The organism is Stenotrophomonas maltophilia, from assembly GCF_006974125.1.
In the GTDB taxonomy this organism is placed as follows: Bacteria; Pseudomonadota; Gammaproteobacteria; order Xanthomonadales; family Xanthomonadaceae; genus Stenotrophomonas; species Stenotrophomonas maltophilia_O.
In genome coordinates this window covers 3110854-3130872 of the sequence record NZ_CP037858.1, presented here as the reverse complement: position 1 = coordinate 3130872, position 20019 = coordinate 3110854, and the positions used below count along the sequence as shown (strand labels likewise).

Genomic DNA, 20019 nt, shown 5'->3' with positions numbered 1-20019 from the left:
CTGGTCCTTGCCGGCAGCCACGCGAGCTGCGCCTGGCTGGGATGGACCTTGCGCGACCGCAGCGCGGACCTTGCCGCTGCCACCACCCGGGCAGCGCAGCAGGCGGCCCGCACCGATGCAGCCCAGCGCGCGCACCAGCAGGCCCTCGCCAACAGCGCCGCAGGCGCGCAGGCCGAATCACAGCGCCTGGCCCAGCAGGCCCGGCGCACCGAACAGTTCAACACCCTGCAACGGGACATCGAGACCCATGCCAAGACTCCTGGTCGTGATCGCGGCGACGCTGACGCTGAGTTCGTGCGCATCTGGCGCGAGGCCAACGCCGGCCACGCCCTGCCGCGCTGATCTCAGCATCGCACCTGCCCAGCTGCTTCCCCCTTCCCGCCTGCCGGACCTGCACGCGGCCAGCGATGACGCGCTGCTGCGCAATCACGTTGCCGTCGCACAGCAGTACCACGCGCTGGCCGACCAGCTGAGTGCGCTGCTGTGCAGCCTCGGCAACCAGCGCGGCATCACCATCAATGGCGCCGCGCCGGCAGCACCTGCCGACTGCAGCAGCAGCGCCACTCCCGCGCACTGAGCCTGCCGGATACGGCCACGCCTGCAATGCCACCCCACTGCGGTGATGGCAACACTGGCTGCAGACCGCGCGCGCCGCACAGGCCACGCCCTTCTTCCTTTCCCTGCATGAGCTGACATGGCGAACGATCCCTTCCCTCCTACGCTCGATCCACTGGTTGCTGCGATCGAAGCCGCAATCCGCGCACGCTTTCCGGGGTTTGCAAGCGTTGAATTCCATCGCGACGCCAGCGCTGAGGGGATGCCCCTGCCGGCCTGCCTGCTGGCGATGACCCGCTGTGACCGCAGCAGGGAAAACAATGATGGCAGTGGCCTTCTGCAGGCCACGTTGCGCTTCGAAGCACGCATTGCGCTGCCGGCAACCGATGCAACCGCCGCGCTTCAGCTACGCAACGCGGCCCTCGCCCTCGCGACCTGGCTGCACCAGCTCGGCCGCTTTCCCGGCGTTGCCAGCGGCGCGATCGATGTGATCGCGGCATTGCCCGAAGACCCAGCGGCAGCACAGCCGGGCCTGCGCACCTGGATCGTCGAGTGGTCGCTGCCGATCGCACTGGGCGACAACCCGTGGGACGACGCCGGTGGCGTGGTGCCGCAGGCGTCCTACAGCTTCGCGCCGGAGATCGGCCGCGCCCATGAGTCCCGCTACCTGCCGTTGCCGGAGCGCGCACGATGAGCGCCGAACACGCGCGGTTGATCGGCAACCTGCTGATGATCGGTGTGGTACGCGAGCTGGACGAAGCGAACGGGCGCGTTCGCGTCGATGCCGACGGCATGCTTACCGGCTGGATTCCCTGGCTGGAGCGCCGCGCCGGACCAGGCATGCGCAGCTGGTGCGCGCCCGAACCGGGCGAGCAGGTCGTGCTGGCGTGCCCCTACGGCGACCCCGGCCAGGCACTGGTACTCGGCAGCCTGTACCAGGACCGCTTTCCGCCGCCGGCCGACTCGCGCCTGCGGCAACGCACCGAGTTCGCCGACGGCAGCAGCGTCGAATACGACCAGGAAACCACCACGCTCAACGTCCATGTCGGCAGCGGCAAGGTCATCGTCACCTGTGCGAATGCACAGGTGATCGCCAGCGAATCGATCGTGCTCGATACGCCCTTGATCAAGGCGACCGGCGATCTGGATGTCAGCGGCGCGATCAGCGCTGGCAAGGACATCAGCACACCGGGCGAGATCAAGGCTGGCGCCATCGGTCTGAAGGCACACAAGCACACCGCACAGGGCCCAACCGCCCCGACCACGCCGGCCCAGGCCTGAGCGGCCACGCCTGCAATGCCCTGAAAACCCGCACTCCACGACGATAGAGGCCATGCGAGGAATCGACGCCAACACCGGCAAATCACTGGATGGGCTCGCCCATCTCCACCAGTCCGTGCGTGACATCCTCACCACGCCCCTTGGCTCCCGCGTACTGCGCCGCGAATACGGTTCACGCGTGTTTGAACTGATCGATGCGCCGACCAACCGCTCGCTGCGCATGGACCTGATCGCGGCCACCGTCGACGCGCTGGCGCGATGGGAACCGCGTCTCCACGTCGAGAACGTCGACGTCTCCCTCCCCGCCCCCGGCGTGATGATCCTGGCAGTGACCGGGATCCACCTGCCGGACGGCGAGGCCATCACCATCGAAGGAATCGAGGTTCGCTAACCGTGGCATCCGGCTCGTTCACCAGTGTCAACCTGTCCCAGCTGCCTGCACCGGCGGTCATCGAAGTGCTCGATTTCGAAGCCATGTTCGATGAATCGCTGACCGCACTGCAGGCCCTGGATCCCACTTTCGACGCGCTGCTGCCGTCGGACCCGGCCTTCAAGATCCTGGAGGTCTGCACCTACCTGCGCCTGCTCGATCGCCAGCGCGTCAACGACGCCGCGCGTGGTGTGATGCTGGCGTATGCCGGTGGCAGCGACCTGGACCACCTCGCCGCGATCTTCGGCGTCGTCCGCCAGGTGCTCGACCCGGGCAAACCGCAGGAAGGCATTCCACCGCGATATGAGAGCGATGAGGACTTCCGCCGCCGCATCCAGCTGGGCCCGGAAGGATTCAGCGTGGCAGGGCCGGAGGGTGCCTATGTATTCCATGCGCTGAGCGCGGACCCGCGCGTGCTCGACGCCAGTGCGACCAGTCCCGGCCCCGGCGAAGTGGTGGTCTCGGTGCTGTCGCGCGAAGCGGATGGAACCGCCACCCAGGGCCTGCCCGACATCGTCGAGGCGAAGCTGAGCGCGGATGATGTGCGACCGCTGACCGACCACGTGCTGGTGAAGCCGGCCACGATCGTCAACTACACGGTCGACGCCACGCTGTTCACCTTTGCCGGCCCGGATTCACAGGTCGTGCTTGCCGAAGCACGCACCCGCCTGGACCGCTACATCAGCGAGTCACATCGTCTCGGCCGCGATGTCACCCGTTCGGGGTTGTTCGCCGCATTGCATGCCGAGGGCGTGCAGCGCGTGGAGATCGTCCGTCCGGCTGCAGATGTGGTGGTGGACCGAACCCAGGCCACGCACTGCACCGGCGTGACCCTGACCCACGGCGGCACCGATGAATGAGCCGAGCACGCGCCTGATCAACGCGCGCCTGCGCGGCGCGATCGATGGCCGCAACCGCACCTTCCGCCACCCCGGCGGCGCGCTGGCGAGCCTGCAGTCGGTATTCCGCACCGATGCGCACGGCCGGCAGCTGCTGCAGGGCGCCGTCATCGACGGCAGCAGGGTCACCCTGGCCGCTGCACCGGCGCCCGGCGAGATCATCGATGGTGACGCCCAGGTGGTGGTGCCCTTGGCGGCGAACCTGCTTCCCGCCAACGCCACCCACGCCGAGCGCGCGCTTGCCCGCGCCATCGTTGCACGTCCGTTGCCGGTGGACATCACCGCGCTGTGGGATGCCGACCGCTGTCCGACCGCACTGCTGCCCTGGCTGACCTGGGCGCTGTCGGTGGACGAATGGAAGGCCTACTGGCCCGAAGCCGTGAAGCGCGCCCGGGTACGTACGGCCATCGCCATCCAGCGACGCAAGGGCACCGCCGGCAGCGTGCGCGACGTGGTGGCCGCCTTCGGCGGCTCGGTGCTGATCCGCGAGTGGTGGCAGCTGCAGCCCAAGGGCGCGCCGCACACCTTCGAAGCGGTGATGACCATCGCCAACCAGGATGGCCAGTCCGCCACGGCGATGTTCGTCGAGGACGTCATCGGCGAAATCACCCGGACCAAGCCGGTGCGCTCGCATTTCACCTTTACCCAGGGCATGCAGGCCGACGCCGCCGTCGGCGCACTAGCAGCCGCCCACGCCACGGCCTTCCGCCGCCTTCAACTGATCGGAGAGTAACCCCCGCATGCGCTTGAAAATCACCGATGCCGGCTTCGCCAAGCTGGTCAATCCGCCGAACACCGGCACCAACGCCGTCCTGATCACCCAGATCGGCCTGACCTCGACTGCCTTCGTGCCTTCGGCGGGGCTCACCGCACTGCCCGGCGAGATCAAGCGCGTCGCCACCTTCGGCGGCCAGGCGGTGGGCGATGACACCGTGCACGTCACCATCCGCGACGACAGCGCCACCTCCTACACGCTGCGCGGCTTCGGCCTGTACCTGGCCGACGGCACCCTGTTCGCCAGCTACGGCCAGGCCGATCCGATCATGGAGAAGTCGGCCGCGTCGATGCTGCTGCTGGCCACCGATACCCGCTTCAGCGGGATCGACACGACGCAGATCCAGTTCGGCGATGCCGGCTTCCTTTATCCACCCGCCACCACCGAGGTGGTCGGCGTGGTCGAGCTGGCCACCAGCACCGAAGCCGAAGATGCGACCGACACCCAGCGCGCAGTTACCCCGCGTGGCGTGCGCGCTTACACCGACAAGCGCTTCGGCGCCAGCACCCCGACCGCGCTGGCGAAGACACTGCTGTCTGCGGCGAACACCAGCGCGGCCCGCACGGCGCTGGAGCTGAAGAGTGCCGCACTGAAGGACACCGGGCATGGCAACGGCCTGGACGCCGACACCCTGGACGGCAAGCACGCCTCCGAGTTCGCCCTGGCCGGTGACTTCGCCACCGTGGGCCACAAGCATGTGATTGCTGATGTGACCGGGCTGCAGGAGGCGATCAACGACAAGGCCAACCTGTCGCGTAATGACTTCCGCGACCAGCAGTTCATTGGTGGCACATACCCGCTTCTTGGCTTCGGCAAGTACGGCGCGGAAACCGCGTACATCGGGGCCTGGGAGGGCAAGTCGACCTGGAGGTCATGGAATGCCGGCCGGACCGCCGCAGGCGAACTGACCATCGCACACAATGACGTGCCGCGCTGGAACGGCTCGGCGATGTGGCACGCCGGGAACTTCGCGCCCGACACGAAGATGGATAAGAGTGGCGGGACGTTCACCGGACACGTCGCCGTAAATGGAAACTCGCTTCGTTCCTATGGATGGAATGGAGTTGCCAACGACGGCGTGCTCGTGCTCGGGGACACCAATTCCTACATCTTCAAGAACGGGTCGAACTTCACTTTCGCCAATGCGGCAGGCGGATACACCGCCATGCTCAACGCGGGCGGCACTGTCTGGACCAGCGGCAATTTCGATCCAGCAAGCAAGATAAGCAAAGCCGGCGACATCATGAGCGGCGCGCTGAACATGTACGTGGGCCAGGGCAGCACCCAGGTCGTACATCAGCGGTTCGGCTGGGCCAACAACGTGACCCGTTGGGCCACCGCCATGGAGAGCGACGCAGCACTTTCGCTTTACTCCTACGACTTCACCGGAGGAACTCCGACGCAGCGGGCAAGCTTCAGCAATGTCCAGTACCGGGAGAACACATTCGTCGGCGGCGTCACTTCCGCAGGTGGCAATGCCGCATTCATCATCAAGGACCGTGGGAACTCGAATCAAGAGTTCCATATCTACAACACGGACAACGTGTTCCGGATCTGGTCGTCCACCGCGCAAGTGGATCGGCTACAGCTGAGTGCCGCCGGGGCTCTCTGGACAGCCGGCGGCTTCGATATTGGCTCTTCGCGCAAGCTGAAGAACATCGATGGCGAACTTTCCTACGGCCTGGCTGTTGTAGAAAAAATGGAACTGGCCGCCGGCCACTACAAGCCCGAGTACAACGACGACGGTCGCCGCCGCCTGTTCTTCGTCGCCGAGCAGCTGGCCGAACTGGTGCCGGAAGCGGTCGACCTGGAAGGTGTCGAGTTCCAGGGCGAGCGCGTGGCATCGGTCAAGCTCGACCAGCTGCTGCCGGTGATGGCCAAGGCCATCCAGGAGCTGGCCGCCGAAGTGCGCGCACTGAAAGCGGAGCGCTGACATGCCCAGCGGATATCGCTCTTCCGGTGTCGACTTTGACGACCTGTTCGATCCGTACGTCGAAGGTCCACTTGCACAGGATTCGGGCCGCCGTATCGGCGGCACCGACCTGAGCCGCCGCTACGCGCACATCCAGTACGGCAGCAAACGTGCCGACGTAGGCCATCGCATCAACGGCATGGACGTATCCAACCTGTGGGCGGCCCGCGGCAGCGCCACCTACAGGCTACCGTTCCATGGCAAGGGCTACTCGGCAAGCAATGGCGCCAAAACCAACTCCACCGGCTCCGTGTCGGCAACCGTCTCGATCCTGATGTATGCCGACGGCACCTATGCCATCCGCACAGGCGTCGCCGGTGGCGGCAATGGAGGCAGCTCAGTAGCAGCGTCGGGCCAGTGGCTTCCGGCAGGTGCAAGCGTTTCCGAGTACGAAGTGCAGATCACCGGTTCCACGCCCGCGAAAGCCTCTTTCAGCACCAGTGCTCCCTCGTTCGTTCCGGCATCGGCGGCACCATCGGCAGGCGTGTCGATCAGCGTCCCTGCCAAGTCGGCCAGCTACGAATCAGACAGCGTCAGCATTTCCGTCGCGCTGCGCCGTGCCGGGGGTATCGCCCAGGTTTCAACCTTCAGCGCCAGAGTCAGCGCCTCCGGCTGGGTCTGATCGATCAGCGGGCCACCGCTGCAATTATCCCGACAACCACATTCTCCGAACATTACCCCGTCGCCTGCACAAGCCGGCACACACCCACACCGAGGAAGAACCCCGAATGACCGAATTTCTCCATGGCGTACAGGTCGTCAACATCGATACCGGTGCCCGCTCGATTGCCATCGCCTCCAGCAGCGTGATCGGCATCGTCGGCACCGCGCCGCTGGCTGACACCGAAGCGTTCCCCATCAACACGCCCGTCCTGGTGACCTCGCCGTCGCAGGCCGCCAAGCTGTCGGCCACCACTGGCACCGATGCTGGCACCCTGCCCGGTGCGCTCGACGCGATCTTCGACCAGTCCAGTGCCGTGGTCGTCGTCATCCGCGTCGAGAATGGTGCCAACGAAAGCGCCACCCTGGCCAACGTGCTGGGCGGCGTGAACGCCCAGACCGGCGCCTACGAAGGCGTGCATGCACTGCTGGCCGCCAAGTCCATCGTCGGCGTCAAGCCGCGCATCCTGGTCGCACCCGGCTTCACCCATGTGCACCCTACCGACCCGGCCAAGCCGGAGGCCGTGCTGGCCAACCCGGTCGTAGCGGAACTGCTCGGCATTGCCGACAAGCTGCGCGCAGTGATCATCAAGGATGGCCCGAACAGCAACGACGACGCTGCCAAGTCCACCGCCGCCCTGACCGGCTCCAAGCGTGTCTACGTGGTCGACCCGGCACTGCTGGTGCAGTCCGGTGATGCCATCGTCACCCGCTATGCCTCCGGTGCCGCGGCCGGTGCCATCGCCCGCAGCGACAACGAGCGCGGCTGGTGGGCGTCGCCGTCGAACCTGGAACTCAACGGCGTGGTCGGTACCGCGCGTGCGATCGACTTCGGCCTGTCCGATGCCACCAGCCGCGCCAACCTGCTGAACCAGGCCAACGTGGCGACGGTCATCCGCGAAGGGGGCTTCCGCCTGTGGGGCAACCGCACCACCAGCATCGACCCGAAGTGGCAGTTCCTGTGCGTGGTGCGCACCGCCGACATCATCGCCGACAGCCTGGAAGCCGCCCACCTGTGGGCCGTCGATCGCGGCATCAGCAAGACCTACGTCGATGACGTGCGCGAGGGCGTCAATGCCTTCCTGCGTGGCCTGAAAACCCAGGGCGCGATCCTCGGCGGCAACTGCTGGATCGACCCCGAACTGAACGCAGCGGACAGCGTGGCCCAGGGCCGCTTCTACTGGGACTTCGACTTCACCCCGACCTACCCGGGTGAGCAGCTGACCTTCCGCATGCACATGAACAACAACTACGTCTCGGAGATCTTCTAAGCATGGCGCGCAAGATCCGTAAAAACTTCAACTTCTACGTCGACGGCAAGGGTTATGCCGGCAGCGTGATGTCCTTCACCGCCCCCAAGCTGTCGCTGAAGACCGAGGACTTCCAGGCCGGTGGCATGCTGGCCCCGACCGAGATCGTGCTCGGCCATGAAAAGCTCACCGCCGAGGTCGAGTTCGCCTCGGACGACGCGGAGATCATGACCAAGTTCCACGTCATCGAGAGCAAGGAGTACGGCTTCACCGCCCGCGAAGCGCTGGAAGGCGACGACGGCGAAGTGACCCAGGTCGTGCACAACATGCGCGGCAAGGTGAAGCTGCTGGACCGTGGTGAAACCAAGGTCGGCGAGAAAGGCACGATCAAGGTCAGCCTGGCGCTGAGCTACTACAAGCTGACCCATGGCGCCCAGGTCGTGCAGGAGATCGACGTGGTCAACATGATCGCCCGCCAGGGTGGCGTCGACGTCCTGGCCGGCATCCGCGGCGCGCTGGGCATCTGAGCCCACGCCGTACCGAAGAACCCGGGGGCGCCTCGCGCCCCCGCATCCATCGCACCGCATCGCATTCCAGGAACGCCTTCATGTCCAGCAAGACCAAGACCCCCACCGACACCGTCATCGAGCGCGATGGCTTTGCCGAGATCACCCTCACCCGCCCGCGCCAGGTCAACGGCATGGAGACCGCCGTGCTGCGCATGCGTGAACCGACCGTGGAAGACATGGAGCGCTACCAGGACGACAAGGGCAGCGACGCCCAGCGTGAGGTGCGGATGATCGCCAACCTGTGCGAGATCTCGCCGGACGACGTGCGCAAGATGCCGCTGCGCGACTACGCCCGGCTGCAGGCAGGCGTGGCGCTTTTTACCACCTGACCCTGCCGCAGATCAGGCAGGGAGTGCTTGCCCTGGCCGGACATACCGGCTGGGGCCTGCGCGAGATCATGACGCTGCGGGTGTCGAAGTTCATCTGGTGGATTCAGGGGTTGCCGGTACATGGCCAATAACGTTCAAACGACAACGATCACGATCGGCGGCTCGGTGTCCAAATCGCTGAAGGACGCATTGTCCTTCGCCAATGATGGCATCAAGCGCATCGGCACCGAGATGACACTGCTGGACCGCAGGCTTGCCCGTCTGAACACGACGAGCAAGGAGTACGCTCGCATGCGTGCCCAGGTCGACGCGTTGCGTGCCTCGCAGGAGGCACTGGAGAGCATCGAGGCAAAGCGCACCGCCAATCTGGAGAAGCGCGAGAAGCTCGGCTCGGCATTCGGCGAGGCACGTGGTGCGCTTGGCACGGCCGTTACCGCGCTGGCCAAGCCGGTGGAGAACGCCTCCGGCTTCGCCCGCCAGAACCAGCAGATCGGCGTGGCCGCCAACCTCAGCCGGGCCCAGGTGAGTGCCCTGGGGCAGGCCATCCTGGAACAGTCGCGTGCGACCAACCAGGGCGCCGACGCGCTGCAGCGCTCGATCAGGCTGATGATCGACGCCGGCATGGATGCGCAATCGGCCCAGGCCAGCCTGGGCGCGGTCGGGCGGACCACCACCGTCACTGGCGCCAGCATCGATGATGTGGCCCAGGCCGCAGCCGCCCTGCAGCAGTCGTTCGATATCGATCCCTCGCGCATGCAGAACGCGCTGGATGTTCTGGTCGTCAACAGCCGGCAGGGCGGCCTGGGTCTGAAGGACATGGCTGAAGTGCTGCCTACCCTGGGCTCGTCGTTCGAAGCGATGAAGCTGCGGGGCACCTCGGCGGCCGCGACCCTCGGCGCCGCCCTGCAGGCCACGCTGGACTCGGCCGGCGGCGCCGACAAGGCCGCCAGCAACATGAAGAACTTCATGTCGTCCGTCCTGTCGCCGGAGCTGCAGAACAAGGCAAAGAAGAGCCTCAATCTGGACCTGCGCAGGATCATCGCTGACGCACAGACCGACGGCGGCAATCCCTTCGATGCTGCAATGCAGGGAATCATCCAGGCCACCGCAGGCGACCAGAAAAAGATCGGCGCACTGTTCGGCGATGCGCAGGCGAAGAACTTCGTCCAGCCGATGATCGAGAACTGGGACACCTACGTGCGTGTCCGCGACAAGGCGCTGAATGGATCGGCGGGCACCACCGATGCAGCCTATGCCGATGCGATGCAGACCGACCCGCAGAAGATCGAGGGCGCCAAGATCGCCGTGGACAACCTGTCCAAGGCCTTCGGAGCCGCGTTGCTGCCGGCGGTGGGCGAGGCCGCGGTCAAGCTGACCGAACTGCTGAACGGGGTCACCTCGTTCGTGCAGGAAAACCCGAAGCTGATCGCCAACACCACGCAGATCGTGGTCGGCATGCTGGGCATGCGCACCGCGGTGCTCGGCGCCCGCTACGCCTGGACCTTCCTGCAGGGCCCGATCCTGGCTGCGCAGAAGGCCTTCGAGCTGTTCCGGGGCGGCAGCCTGCTGGCCCAGATGGGACGCTTCGGGCCGATGGCCATGCGCCTGGCATCAGGCTTCCGCATCGTCGCTACCGCCGTCGGTGCCATCGGTGGTGGCCCCATCGCTCTTGCGGTCGCCGCCATCACCGCCGGCGCCCTGCTGGTACGCAAGTACTGGGAGCCGATCAAGGCGTTCCTGGGCGGCGTCTGGGAAGGCCTCAGCGGTGCAGGCACCGCGGCGATGGGGGAACTGATGCGCGCGGTCGAACCGCTGCGCCCTGCCTGGGAAGTCATGAGCGGGCTGATCGGGCAGGCCTGGGATTGGCTGTCGAAGATGCTGGAACCGGCGCAGTACACCGGCAACGAACTGTCACGCGTCGGCCAGATCGGCTCACTGGTAGGCGAGGCGCTGCTGACCAACTTCCGGCTGGTCATCCAGGTCATCGGCGGCGTGGTGGGAGCAGTGGTGTGGCTGGGCGAGATGCTTGGCACCGTCGCCGGTTTCATCAGCGAGACGCTCGGCAGCATCTGGGAGTCGATCAGCGAGAAGGCAACGGCTGCGTTCGACCGCATCCTGGAGAAGCTCAAGCCGGTCATTGAAGGCGTTGGCTGGTTCATGGACAAGCTCGGCGGCGGCGTGGGCGCGGCCAAGGACAAGGCACTGGGCGTTGCCGAGGACGGGCTGCAGACCGCAGTGGGCGCCGCCAACATCTACAGCAGCATGAAGGCACGCGGTGGTGGTGGCATTGGTGACATGGCACGGGTCGCATATGCCGTCGGCACCGACAGCAACGATGGCTTGAACCGGCGCATGGCTGAGCTGAGCGGTGCGCAGGGACGCACTGCACCGGCCATGCCCTCGCCCACCACACGTGCACCCACCACCGTGCAGCAACAACAGACCAACAACATCACCATCCACCAGCAACCAGGTGAATCCAGCGAATCCGTAGCACGTCGCACCGCCGACGAACTGCAGCGTCGCAACGCGGTTGCCGCCCGTGGTGGCCTTGCAGACAGGAATTGAGCATGAAGCGCGAGTTCGTAACCGGCACAGTGGACAAGCTGCTGTCGCAGTTCAAAGCCAACGATTCCGGCAACGCCCCGGTACTTCTGATGCTGGGCGGCTTCAAGTTCAGCCTCAACACCGCCGTTTTCCAGGACATCCAGCAGAGCAACGAGTATGGCTGGGCAGCGCAGGAACGCATCGGCCAGATGGCTGCGCTGCAGTACACCGGGCCTGGCAAGGCCAGCATGACGCTGCCTGGCGTCATCCACTATGCGTTCCGCGGTGCCGGCAATGAGCTCTCGCAGCTGCGCAAGCTGGCCGCGCAGGGCAAGCCACAGCGGTTGCTGACCGGCAAGGGCGGGAACCTGGGGCTGTGGGTCATCGACAAGATCGACGCCACCGCCTCCGGTTTCACTGCCGATGCCGGAATCCAACGGCACGAATTCACCCTCTCCCTGCGGAAGCACAGCGATGGCACGAACGTATAACACCCGCGACGGCGACGTCGTCGACCGCATCGCGTACACGCACTATGGCGAACAATCACCGGCCATCCTGCGCGCGGTATTCGACGCCAACCCGGGTCTTGCCGCACGCGGCGCGGTACTGCCCGCGGGCATGGCGATCACCCTGCCGGATGTGCAGCGCCCGGCAAACGAGCGCAAGGGAGTGGCCCTGTGGGACTGAACATCACACCGGCATTCCGCGTGGTTGCCAACAACCAGGACATCACCGACACCATCAGGTCGCGCTTCAAGTCGCTGCGGATCACCGACGAGACCGACAACAACTCGGACATGCTGGAACTGCAGCTGGCCGACCATGATCCTTCCGATCCGATCCAGCTGCCGCCGGCGGGCGCGGAGCTGGAAGCCTTCATCGGCTACGACGGTGACGTGCGGCGCATGGGCCTGTACATCTGCGACGAGGTGGAGATTTCCGGCTACCCGGGCAGCATGACCCTGCGTGCCCGCGCGGCGCCGTTCGAGGCCAGCAAGGGCGGCAAGAACGATCTGCAGACGCAGAAGACGCGCACCTGGAAGAAGGGCACGACCATCGGCGGCATGGTGCAACGCATGGCCGGCGAACACGGAATGGAGGCTGCCGTGAGCGGGTCGCTTGCATCGATCGCGCTGCCGCTGACGGTGCAGTCGCAGGAGTCGGACATGAACCTGCTGCTGCGCCTGGCCAAGCAGCATGACGCCATCGCCAAGCCGGGCGGCGGCCGCCTGATGTTCATCAAGCGGGGTGAATCCACCAGTGCCAGCGGTGAGCGCATTGCCGACGTCACCCTGACCCCGGCCGATGGCAGTGGCTACAAGGTGAGCATCGTCTCGCGCGAGAAGACCGGCACCACCATCGCCTACTATCGCGATGTACGCGGTGCCACGCGCCAGGAAGTGAAGCTGGGCAGCGGTGAACCGATCGTGCGCCTGCGCATGGCCTACGCCGACCGCGAAACCGCCGAAGCTGCAGCGCGCGCCAAGCACCAGGAACAGGCCAGGCAGACGCGTACGCTGAGCTACACGTTGCCCGGCCGCGAGACGTTGATGGCCGAAGCCACGGTGGTGATGCAGGGCTTCCGCGATGGCGTGGACGGGCAGTGGCTGGTCAAGCGTGCCGAGCACAACATCAGCCACGACGGCTACGTGACCAGCATCGAGTGCGAACAACCCAACAGTGCCGACACAGTGAAGGCGGCCCGCAGTGCCGCGGTCACCGAAGGCGAGCAGGTCGGCAGCGAGGTGTAGATCCACGCGGGCGTGGGTCTACATCGGCGGCCTCGACCAGGCTCGGTAGATCCACGCCATGCGTGGATGCGCTTCCCGCATCAAGTCACGTACTGCGCAACCCCGTTCCCGAACGACCAGTTCTCCTTCTTCACTTCCACCAGGTTGATGAACACATCCTCGCGGCGGATGCCCACCGCCGCATGCAATCCCTCGGCGATGCCCGCATACAGCGCCTTCTTCTGCTCCAGCGTACGCCCTTCGTTCCAGGTGATCTGGATGCAGATGAAGTCGTCGGTGCGGTCCACGCCCAGGTAGCCGGGATCGTAGATCAGCGTGCCGGGCTCGTGTTCCTGGAAGATCTGGAAGCGGTCGTTTTCCGGCACACCCACCGCGCGCATGGCCTGGTAGATGGTTTCGCCGACGCGTCGCAGGTAGTCGGCGGATTTACCTTTGCGAACATCGATGCGGGCGAGCGGCATGGTGACACTCCAGGGAATGGGGGGCATGGCAGTGCCTCGAGAGTACGCCGGCCGGGAACCACGGAACAGCACATGGATGGAATCCTCTGCCCGCATCGGTGAAGTGCGTCCGCGAGCGCTTCGCGCGGTTGCGGGAGCCGGTGAGTCGCGCTGTCAACGATGCCGCTGCACGATGCCGGAAAGCCGCGCTGATGGCCAGGCAACAAAAAAGCCCCCATTGCTGGAGGCTTCTTTCGTTCTGCAACATGGTGGGCGGTACAGGGATCGAACCTGTGACCCTTGCCGTGTGAAGGCAATGCTCTACCGCTGAGCTAACCGCCCGGTGTGTTGCTGAGCCGCTCATTATAGGGGCTTTTCAGAGGCCGTCAACAGTTTTTCACATTCGTGTTCACGGGTGTTTCGAGGGGCGCCGCCGGGCATGGCCCGGCGCTACCGGGGCGGCAATCCGCGCCCTGTTACATCGTATGGGTCGGCTTGTCAGAACTGGTCAGGCCAGCCAGCAGGGTCTCGATCTTGTGGCGTACGCCCTCGCCTTCGGCGCCATCGGCCAGCTGCACGCCGATGCCGGCGGTGCGGTTGCCCTGCGCGCCGGCCGGGGTCACCCAGATCACCTTGCCGGCCACCGGCAGGCGCTCGCTGGAATCGGGCAGGGTCAGCAGGAGGAACACTTCGTCGCCCAGGAAGTAACGCTTGGGTGTGGGCACGAAGATGCCGCCGTTCTTCACGAACGGCATGTACGCGCTGTACAGCGCGGCCTTGTCCTTCACGGCCAGGGACAGGATGCCCTGGCGGGCGTTGCTGGCACTCATCGATTTCCCCTTGCGGCAGGCCGCTCGTTCACCTTGTTCCAGGCCAGCAGCAACTCAACCACCGCAAGGTCTGCACGCACCGTGGTGCGCAGCAGGTCGCGGGTGCGGTTGGCCGCATCGAACCAGGCTGCAAGCTTGTGCAATCGCTCCGGCGTGGTCAAGGCATCGGTGCTGGCCTGGGCCAGCGCCAGGTCGGCGGCAAAGCGCAGGCGCAGCGCCGCGTTGTCATCGCCGCACCACTTCTGCGCCAGCTCCACCGCGCCGGTCTTGCCGGCGGCCAGCTGCTCCAGCTCACGGCCTACTTCACGGCGCAGGCTCAGGCCGTCTTCGCGCAGCCAGTTGTCGGCCTGGCCGGGGTGGCCGCGCGCGGCGTCCAGCGCTTCGCGCGCCGATGCTTCACTTTGGCCCTGCTGCTGCAGCCACGCCATCGCTTCGTGCTGCGGCGGCAACTTGAATTCCAGGCGCTGGCAACGGCTGCGGATGGTCTGCGGCAGGCGCGCCGGGTCGCTGCTGATCAGCCACAGGTAGCGGCCCGGCTGCGGCTCTTCCAGGGTCTTCAGCAGCGCGTTGGCGGCCGAGCGGTTGATGGCATCGGCCGGGTCGACGATCACCACCTGCGCCACGCCGTACTGCGGGGTCAGCGCCAGCTTGTCGGTGATCTCACGCACCTGCTCGATGACGATCTCGGTGCGAAGCTTGTCGCCGCTCTTGTTCGGTATGAAGCTGACCAGCTGCAGGTCCGGATGGGTACCCGCAGCGATCAGCTGGCGCGTGCGCGTGGCATGCGCGGCATCGCCGCGGGCCAGCACGTGGTCGGCCAATGCCAGCGCCACCTCACGCTTGCCCAGCCCGGCCGGCCCGCAGATCAGCAGGCCATGGCCGAGGCGACCGGCATCGAGCGCGGCCACGGTCTGGTCGAACGCGCGCTGCTGCCATGGCGAGAACGTGCTCATGCGCCCTCCCCGTCCTGCAGCCAGCGCTCGACATGCGCGACCACATCAGCGGCCACGCGCGCCTGCTCCTGGCCCGCATCAATCAACGCAAAACGCTGCGGGTCCTGCTGCGCACGGCCGCGGAATACTTCGCGCACGCGCTGGAAGAAATCGTCCTGCTCGCTTTCGATGCGGTCCGGCCACAGGTCACGGCCGTTGGCACGCGCGCGGCCCACCGCCACGTCCACATCCAGCAGCAAGGTCAGGCCCGGCAACAGGCCCACCGCGCGGCGCTCCAGATCGGCAATCCACTGCGGATCGAGCCCGCGGCCACCGCCCTGGTAGGCGTAACTGGAATCGGTGAAGCGATCACTCAGCACGTAGGCGCCGCGCTGCAGGGCCGGCTGGATCACCTGGCGCACATGCTGCGCGCGCGCAGCGAACACCAGCAGCAGTTCGGCCTCGGCACTGAGCGGTTCGGCGGCGATCTCGGCATCAGGCTTCAGCACCAGGCCGCGGATGCGCTCGGCCAGCGGCGTACCGCCTGGCTCGCGGGTCAGTACCACCTCATGACCGTGGCTGCGCAGGCAGTCACGGATGGCGTTGATGGCGGTGGTCTTGCCCGCGCCCTCGCCGCCTTCCAGGCTGACGAAACGCGGGTGGCGAAGCAGCGCGGGACTCATTGCGCCGGGGTCTCCTTGGTACGTTGCTGGCGCAGCTGCTGCAGGTAGCGGGCGACTGCGGCGTTGTGCTGGTCCAGGCTGGGCGAGAACACGTGCGCGCCACTGCCATCGCCCACGGCGACGAAATACAGTGCGTCGCCCGGTGCCGGCTGCGCGGCGGCCATCAGCGCATCGCGGCTGGGCATGGCGATTGGCGTCGGGGTCAGGCCCGCACGGGTGTAGGTGTTGTAGGGCGTATCGGTGGTCAGGTCGCGGCGGCGGATGTTGCCGTCATACGCGGCACCGATGCCGTAAATCACGGTCGGGTCGGTCTGCAGGCGCATGCCGATCTTCAGGCGGCGCATGAATACGCCGGCAATCTGCGGGCGCTCGCTGGCCAGCGCGGCTTCCTTCTCGATGATCGAGGCCATCGTCAGCAGTTCGTAGGGCGTGTTGATCGGCAGGTCCGGCGCACGGCTTTCCCAGGCCTCGTCCAGCGCCTTTTCCATCGCGCCATGGGCCCGCTTGAGCACGTCCAGGTCGCTGTCGCCGCGCTGGTAGACGTAGGTTTCCGGCAGGAAGCGGCCTTCCGGATGCTGGCCACCGAAGCCGAGGCGCTGCATCAGCGCGGCGTCATCGAGCGTGTCGGTGGTGTGCAGCAGCGGCTCGGCGCGCTTGAGCGCGGCACGCAGCTGGCGGATGTTCCAACCCTCCACGATGGTGACGCGGTGCTGCAGCACCTTGCCGGCACGCATGCGCAGCAGCAGCTCGCGCGGGGTCAGGTCGCCACTGAGCGCGTACTCGCCCACCTTCAGCTTGCCGGCGGCATCAAGCTGGCGCGCCAGCAGCTGCCACTGGGTGTCCTGGCCCTCGTCCACGCCCGCATCGCGCAGCTTGCGCAGCACGCTGTTCATGCCATCGCCACTGGCGATGACCACGCTCTCGGCGGACGGGGTGATCGGGGCATCGGCGAACCGGGTCTGCTGGTAGAAGAACCACGCGCCCGCGCCGGCCACGACGGCGGCCAGCACCACCACCAGCGTTACCACGAACAGACACCCGCGCTTGGCTCCCGCCATGGACTACCTCTGAACTCGATTCCGTCGTGCAGGATACCGTGCCGGTGGTGTGGGGTCATGACCGGGGCCGCACACCCGTGCCGACCAACGGTCGGCACCCACCACAATCCATGCCTGGCGCGGCGATCAGTAGATCCACGCCATGCGTGGATGAACGGCCATGGCGGCATCCGTGCCGACCAAGGTCGGCACCCACCGAAGCCGAACCGGCCGCGTCACCCCTGCTGGCCCAACGCGCGCAGCAGGCCGCGCGCCTTGGCGCGGGTCTCGTCCAGTTCCTTGTCCGGGTCCGAGTCCACCACGATGCCTGCGCCGGTGCGGAAGCTGACCTCGTGGCCATCCACTTCGGCGGTGCGGATCAGGATGTTCAGGTCCAGGTCGCCATCGCAGTTCAGCCAGCCGAAGGCGCCGGTATAGGCACCGCGCGGCACCTGCTCCAGCTCGCTGATGATCTGCATGCAGCGCACCTTCGGGCAGCCGGTGATGGTGCCGCCCGGGAACGTGGCGGCGATCACCTCACCGGGCGTGACCTCCGGGCGCAGGTGGCCGCTGACATTGCTGACGATGTGGTGCACGTGGGCGTAGCTCTCCACGGTCATCAGCTCATCGACCACCACGGTGCCCGGCAGGCAGATGCGACCCAGGTCATTGCGCTCCAGGTCGATCAGCATCACGTGCTCGGCACGCTCCTTCGGGTGACCGACCAGCTCCTGGATACGCGCGGCATCGTCATCACCTTCAAACCGCGGACGCGTACCTGCGATCGGACGCGTCTGCGCATGACCGGCATGCACCGACACCAGCCGCTCCGGTGAGGAACTGACCACATGGCGGCCCTGCGCGCTGAACAGGCCGGCAAACGGCGCCGGGTTGGCACGACGCAGCTGTGCATACAGTGCCTGCGGGCTGACCGGCGCAGCGAACTGCGCGCTCCAGCGCCGCGACAGGTTCACCTGGAACACGTCGCCGGCACGCAGGTACTCGATCACCCGGCGCACGCCGTCGGTGAAGCGCTGCGGCGCGTCCTCGCCCACCGACTGCGGCGGCTGCCAGCCCTGCCCGGCCTCGGGCAACGCCGCCGAGGCCAGTGCGACCAAAGCATCCAGCAATACCTGCTCACCTGCTTCGGCGATGACGAAGCTGGCGTCGTTCTGATGGTCATGCAGCACCGCTGCGGGGCAGCGCAGCGCCAGCGCGGTCGGGCGGCCGTCCTCGCGAGCACGCGCTGGCAGCACCGGTTCGATCTGGCTGGCCATTTCATAATCCAGCATCAACGCCCAGCCGCCGCGGAACGGCAGGCTGTGGCTGCCGTCATGTGGCAGGCGTTCGCGCTGCCAGGCGCGGTCCAGCACCTGCAGGAATCCGCCAGCGTGCACCACGTCGTGCTGGTCGCGCACCTGGCCATCGGCATCCAGCCGCAGGCAATCGCCCTGCGCGGCCAGCAGCAGGCTCCAGCGGCCCTGGGCGGTGCCCGAGGCAGTGGATTCCATCAGCAGCGGGAAGCGCACCGGGTCGTGCTGCTGCAGGGCCAGCAGATCGATCGGGTGCGGCAGCGGGTGGATCAGCGGTGCGTGGGTCATGGCGGCCAGTTCAGGGGTTCAGATGCACGGAAGCCGCCTTGCGGCGGCTCCGTGGTGCACGGCATTGTTCCGTTTGTCGGATTGCCGATGGGTCGCGTCGCGACGATGCCGGTCAGACGCGCTTGAAGATCAGCGTGCCGTTGGTGCCGCCGAAGCCGAAGCCATTGGACATCACCACGTCCACCTTGGCCTGGCGTGCTTCGTTGGGCACGTAGTCCAGGTCGCAACCTTCGCCCGGCTGCTGCAGGTTGATGGTCGGCGGAATGATGTTGTCCTGAAGCGCCATCACCGAGAAGATCGCTTCCACGCCGCCCGCGGCACCCAGCAGGTGGCCGGTCATCGACTTGGTGGAGCTGACCATCATCTTGTAGGCGTGGTCGCCGAAGGCGGTCTTCATCGCCATGGTCTCGCCCAGGTCGCCCAGCGGCGTGGAGGTGCCGTGCGCGTTGAGGTAGCCCACCTGTTCCGGGGTCACGCCGGCGTCCTTCATGGCCATGACCATGCAGCGCGCGGCGCCTTCGCCGTTCTCGCTCGGGGCGGTCATGTGGTACGCGTCGGAGCTGGCACCGAAGCCGGCCAGTTCGCAGTAGATCTTCGCGCCGCGTGCCTTGGCGTGCTCGTACTCTTCCAGGATCAGGATGCCGGCGCCGTCGCCCAGCACGAAGCCATCACGGTCCTTGTCCCACGGGCGCGAGGCCTGTTCCGGGGCGTCGTTGCGGGTGCTCATGGCCTTCATCGCGCAGAAGCCGCCCAGCGCGGTCGGCGACGAGCCACGCTCGGCACCACCGACCACCATCACGTCGGCATCGCCGTACTGGATCATGCGCATCGCGGTACCGATCGAATGGTTCGAGGTCGCGCACGCCGACACCGCCGAGAACGACGGGCCCTTCAGGCCGGTGATGATGCTCAGCTGGCCCGGCAGCATGTTGATGATGGTCTTGGGCACGTAGAAGGGCGAGATCTTCTTGCCCTCGTGGAACTCGATGGTCTGCTCTTCGATGCCGAGCAGGCCGCCGATGCCGGCGCCGACGATGGCGCCGATGCGCTCGGCATTGCCGTCGGTGATCTCCAGGCCCGAATCGTGCAGGGCCATGAACGAGGCACCGAGGCCGTAATGGATGAACGGGTCCATCTTCTTGGCATCCTTGCCGCTGACCCGGAACCTGCCGAACAGTTCATTGTCGGCGGTGATGTCAAATCCCTTGACCTCACCTGCAATCTTGGTGGTGAACCGATCCACGTAGGCATCAGCAACGTTGGTCAGCGGACCGATGCCCGAACGACCGTGGGTGATGCCTTCCCAGCTGCTGGCCAGATCATTGCCCAACGGCGAGACGATACCCAGGCCGGTTACGACGACGCGACGCTTCATTGCTGTTTCTCCTGACCCGGATGGTTTCTACGGGCAACTCGGTTTGCTTCGATGTGATGCTCAAACACACGGGGCCGCAACAGCGGCCCCATGGGGTGCG

At 66.4% G+C, this 20019-nt stretch carries 23 protein-coding genes and 1 tRNA gene; 16 read left to right on the top strand and 8 right to left on the bottom strand.

Annotation, left to right across the window (positions count from 1 at the left end; genetic code table 11):
• Positions 1–48 precede the first annotated feature (48 nt).
• From EZ304_RS14265 to EZ304_RS14195, 16 genes are all read left to right on the top strand, one after another.
• Positions 49–342 carry a hypothetical protein gene (locus EZ304_RS14265; RefSeq protein ID WP_260678115.1) on the top strand — a complete coding sequence of 98 codons (294 nt, stop codon included), beginning with the start codon at positions 49–51 and terminating at the stop codon, positions 340–342.
• Positions 266–577, top strand: coding sequence for a hypothetical protein (locus tag EZ304_RS20995; RefSeq protein ID WP_158230222.1), 312 nt, complete (start codon positions 266–268; stop codon positions 575–577). The genes EZ304_RS14265 and EZ304_RS20995 overlap by 77 nt, the downstream gene beginning before the upstream one ends.
• Before the next feature lie 117 nt (positions 578–694).
• Positions 695–1249 (top strand): hypothetical protein, encoded by a 555-nt coding sequence (locus EZ304_RS14260; protein ID WP_142807374.1) that lies wholly within the window; start codon positions 695–697, stop codon positions 1247–1249.
• On the top strand, positions 1246–1836 hold the full coding sequence (locus EZ304_RS14255) for a phage baseplate assembly protein V (RefSeq protein ID WP_142807372.1): 591 nt from the start codon (positions 1246–1248) through the stop codon (positions 1834–1836). The genes EZ304_RS14260 and EZ304_RS14255 overlap by 4 nt, the downstream gene beginning before the upstream one ends.
• A 52-nt stretch (positions 1837–1888) precedes the next feature.
• Positions 1889–2227, top strand: coding sequence for a GPW/gp25 family protein (locus EZ304_RS14250; RefSeq protein ID WP_005408332.1), 339 nt, complete (start codon positions 1889–1891; stop codon positions 2225–2227).
• Positions 2228–2229: 2 nt separating this feature from the next.
• A complete protein-coding gene (locus tag EZ304_RS14245) occupies positions 2230–3126 on the top strand; it encodes a baseplate assembly protein (protein ID WP_142807371.1) in 897 nt (298 codons plus the stop codon).
• A gap of 229 nt (positions 3127–3355) precedes the next feature.
• Entirely contained in the window at positions 3356–3898 is a 543-nt protein-coding gene (locus EZ304_RS14240) for a phage tail protein I (RefSeq protein ID WP_260678438.1), read from the top strand.
• A 7-nt stretch (positions 3899–3905) separates the two neighbouring features.
• Complete coding sequence (locus tag EZ304_RS14235; protein WP_142807369.1) at positions 3906–5873, top strand: tail fiber domain-containing protein; 1968 nt, start codon at positions 3906–3908, stop codon at positions 5871–5873.
• Between the two features lies 1 nt (position 5874).
• Positions 5875–6534 carry a hypothetical protein gene (locus EZ304_RS14230; RefSeq protein ID WP_142807368.1) on the top strand — a complete coding sequence of 220 codons (660 nt, stop codon included), beginning with the start codon at positions 5875–5877 and terminating at the stop codon, positions 6532–6534.
• 106 nt (positions 6535–6640) lie between these two features.
• Positions 6641–7843: a phage tail sheath C-terminal domain-containing protein gene (locus EZ304_RS14225; RefSeq protein WP_142807367.1), complete on the top strand. Its 1203-nt coding sequence runs from the start codon at positions 6641–6643 to the stop codon at positions 7841–7843.
• Between the two features lie 2 nt (positions 7844–7845).
• Positions 7846–8349, top strand: coding sequence for a phage major tail tube protein (locus EZ304_RS14220; RefSeq protein WP_099553864.1), 504 nt, complete (start codon positions 7846–7848; stop codon positions 8347–8349).
• A gap of 80 nt (positions 8350–8429) precedes the next feature.
• Positions 8430–8720 (top strand): phage tail assembly protein, encoded by a 291-nt coding sequence (locus tag EZ304_RS14215; RefSeq protein WP_005412456.1) that lies wholly within the window; start codon positions 8430–8432, stop codon positions 8718–8720.
• 120 nt (positions 8721–8840) lie between these two features.
• On the top strand, positions 8841–11288 hold the full coding sequence (locus EZ304_RS14210; protein ID WP_142807366.1) for a phage tail tape measure protein: 2448 nt from the start codon (positions 8841–8843) through the stop codon (positions 11286–11288).
• A gap of 2 nt (positions 11289–11290) precedes the next feature.
• Positions 11291–11758 carry a phage tail protein gene (locus tag EZ304_RS14205; protein WP_049430173.1) on the top strand — a complete coding sequence of 156 codons (468 nt, stop codon included), beginning with the start codon at positions 11291–11293 and terminating at the stop codon, positions 11756–11758.
• Entirely contained in the window at positions 11742–11957 is a 216-nt protein-coding gene (locus tag EZ304_RS14200) for a tail protein X (protein WP_049430174.1), read from the top strand. Before EZ304_RS14205 ends, EZ304_RS14200 begins: the two co-directional genes overlap by 17 nt.
• Positions 11948–13021 carry a phage late control D family protein gene (locus tag EZ304_RS14195; RefSeq protein ID WP_099497689.1) on the top strand — a complete coding sequence of 358 codons (1074 nt, stop codon included), beginning with the start codon at positions 11948–11950 and terminating at the stop codon, positions 13019–13021. The genes EZ304_RS14200 and EZ304_RS14195 overlap by 10 nt, the downstream gene beginning before the upstream one ends.
• An 80-nt stretch (positions 13022–13101) precedes the next feature.
• Here EZ304_RS14195 and EZ304_RS14190 read toward each other — a convergent pair whose 3' ends face one another.
• From EZ304_RS14190 to fabF, 8 genes are all read right to left on the bottom strand, one after another.
• Positions 13102–13482 (bottom strand): tautomerase family protein, encoded by a 381-nt coding sequence (locus EZ304_RS14190; RefSeq protein WP_142807365.1) that lies wholly within the window; start codon positions 13480–13482, stop codon positions 13102–13104.
• A 246-nt stretch (positions 13483–13728) separates the two neighbouring features.
• A tRNA-Val gene (locus tag EZ304_RS14185) sits at positions 13729–13803 on the bottom strand.
• Positions 13804–13937: 134 nt separating this feature from the next.
• Complete coding sequence (locus tag EZ304_RS14180; RefSeq protein ID WP_004146965.1) at positions 13938–14291, bottom strand: PilZ domain-containing protein; 354 nt, start codon at positions 14289–14291, stop codon at positions 13938–13940.
• Complete coding sequence (locus tag EZ304_RS14175) at positions 14288–15244, bottom strand: DNA polymerase III subunit delta' (RefSeq protein WP_142807364.1); 957 nt, start codon at positions 15242–15244, stop codon at positions 14288–14290. The genes EZ304_RS14180 and EZ304_RS14175 overlap by 4 nt, the downstream gene beginning before the upstream one ends.
• The gene (gene tmk / locus EZ304_RS14170; protein WP_043033676.1) at positions 15241–15906 is read right to left on the bottom strand and encodes a dTMP kinase; all 666 of its coding nucleotides are present in this window, start codon (positions 15904–15906) and stop codon (positions 15241–15243) included. The genes EZ304_RS14175 and tmk overlap by 4 nt, the downstream gene beginning before the upstream one ends.
• Positions 15903–16964 (bottom strand): endolytic transglycosylase MltG, encoded by a 1062-nt coding sequence (gene mltG / locus EZ304_RS14165; RefSeq protein WP_142807363.1) that lies wholly within the window; start codon positions 16962–16964, stop codon positions 15903–15905. The genes tmk and mltG overlap by 4 nt, the downstream gene beginning before the upstream one ends.
• A 215-nt stretch (positions 16965–17179) precedes the next feature.
• Positions 17180–18544, bottom strand: a complete 1365-nt coding sequence (locus tag EZ304_RS14160; protein WP_142807362.1) for an aminodeoxychorismate synthase component I — start codon at positions 18542–18544, stop codon at positions 17180–17182.
• A 112-nt stretch (positions 18545–18656) separates the two neighbouring features.
• On the bottom strand, positions 18657–19919 hold the full coding sequence (gene fabF / locus EZ304_RS14155) for a beta-ketoacyl-ACP synthase II (protein ID WP_142807361.1): 1263 nt from the start codon (positions 19917–19919) through the stop codon (positions 18657–18659).
• Positions 19920–20019: the final 100 nt, after the last annotated feature.

Coding starts and splice junctions, on each gene's coding strand:
- EZ304_RS14260 (WP_142807374.1), top strand. CDS start 695: ATGGCGAACGATCCCTTCCCTCCTACGCTCGATCCACTGGTTGCTGCG.
- EZ304_RS14255 (WP_142807372.1), top strand. CDS start 1,246: ATGAGCGCCGAACACGCGCGGTTGATCGGCAACCTGCTGATGATCGGT.
- EZ304_RS14250 (WP_005408332.1), top strand. CDS start 1,889: ATGCGAGGAATCGACGCCAACACCGGCAAATCACTGGATGGGCTCGCC.
- EZ304_RS14235 (WP_142807369.1), top strand. CDS start 3,906: ATGCGCTTGAAAATCACCGATGCCGGCTTCGCCAAGCTGGTCAATCCG.
- EZ304_RS14230 (WP_142807368.1), top strand. CDS start 5,875: ATGCCCAGCGGATATCGCTCTTCCGGTGTCGACTTTGACGACCTGTTC.
- EZ304_RS14225 (WP_142807367.1), top strand. CDS start 6,641: ATGACCGAATTTCTCCATGGCGTACAGGTCGTCAACATCGATACCGGT.
- EZ304_RS14220 (WP_099553864.1), top strand. CDS start 7,846: ATGGCGCGCAAGATCCGTAAAAACTTCAACTTCTACGTCGACGGCAAG.
- EZ304_RS14215 (WP_005412456.1), top strand. CDS start 8,430: ATGTCCAGCAAGACCAAGACCCCCACCGACACCGTCATCGAGCGCGAT.
- EZ304_RS14210 (WP_142807366.1), top strand. CDS start 8,841: ATGGCCAATAACGTTCAAACGACAACGATCACGATCGGCGGCTCGGTG.
- EZ304_RS14205 (WP_049430173.1), top strand. CDS start 11,291: ATGAAGCGCGAGTTCGTAACCGGCACAGTGGACAAGCTGCTGTCGCAG.
- EZ304_RS14200 (WP_049430174.1), top strand. CDS start 11,742: ATGGCACGAACGTATAACACCCGCGACGGCGACGTCGTCGACCGCATC.
- EZ304_RS14190 (WP_142807365.1), bottom strand. CDS start 13,482: ATGCCGCTCGCCCGCATCGATGTTCGCAAAGGTAAATCCGCCGACTAC.
- EZ304_RS14180 (WP_004146965.1), bottom strand. CDS start 14,291: ATGAGTGCCAGCAACGCCCGCCAGGGCATCCTGTCCCTGGCCGTGAAG.
- EZ304_RS14175 (WP_142807364.1), bottom strand. CDS start 15,244: ATGAGCACGTTCTCGCCATGGCAGCAGCGCGCGTTCGACCAGACCGTG.
- tmk (WP_043033676.1), bottom strand. CDS start 15,906: ATGAGTCCCGCGCTGCTTCGCCACCCGCGTTTCGTCAGCCTGGAAGGC.
- mltG (WP_142807363.1), bottom strand. CDS start 16,964: ATGGCGGGAGCCAAGCGCGGGTGTCTGTTCGTGGTAACGCTGGTGGTG.
- EZ304_RS14160 (WP_142807362.1), bottom strand. CDS start 18,544: ATGACCCACGCACCGCTGATCCACCCGCTGCCGCACCCGATCGATCTG.
- fabF (WP_142807361.1), bottom strand. CDS start 19,919: ATGAAGCGTCGCGTCGTCGTAACCGGCCTGGGTATCGTCTCGCCGTTG.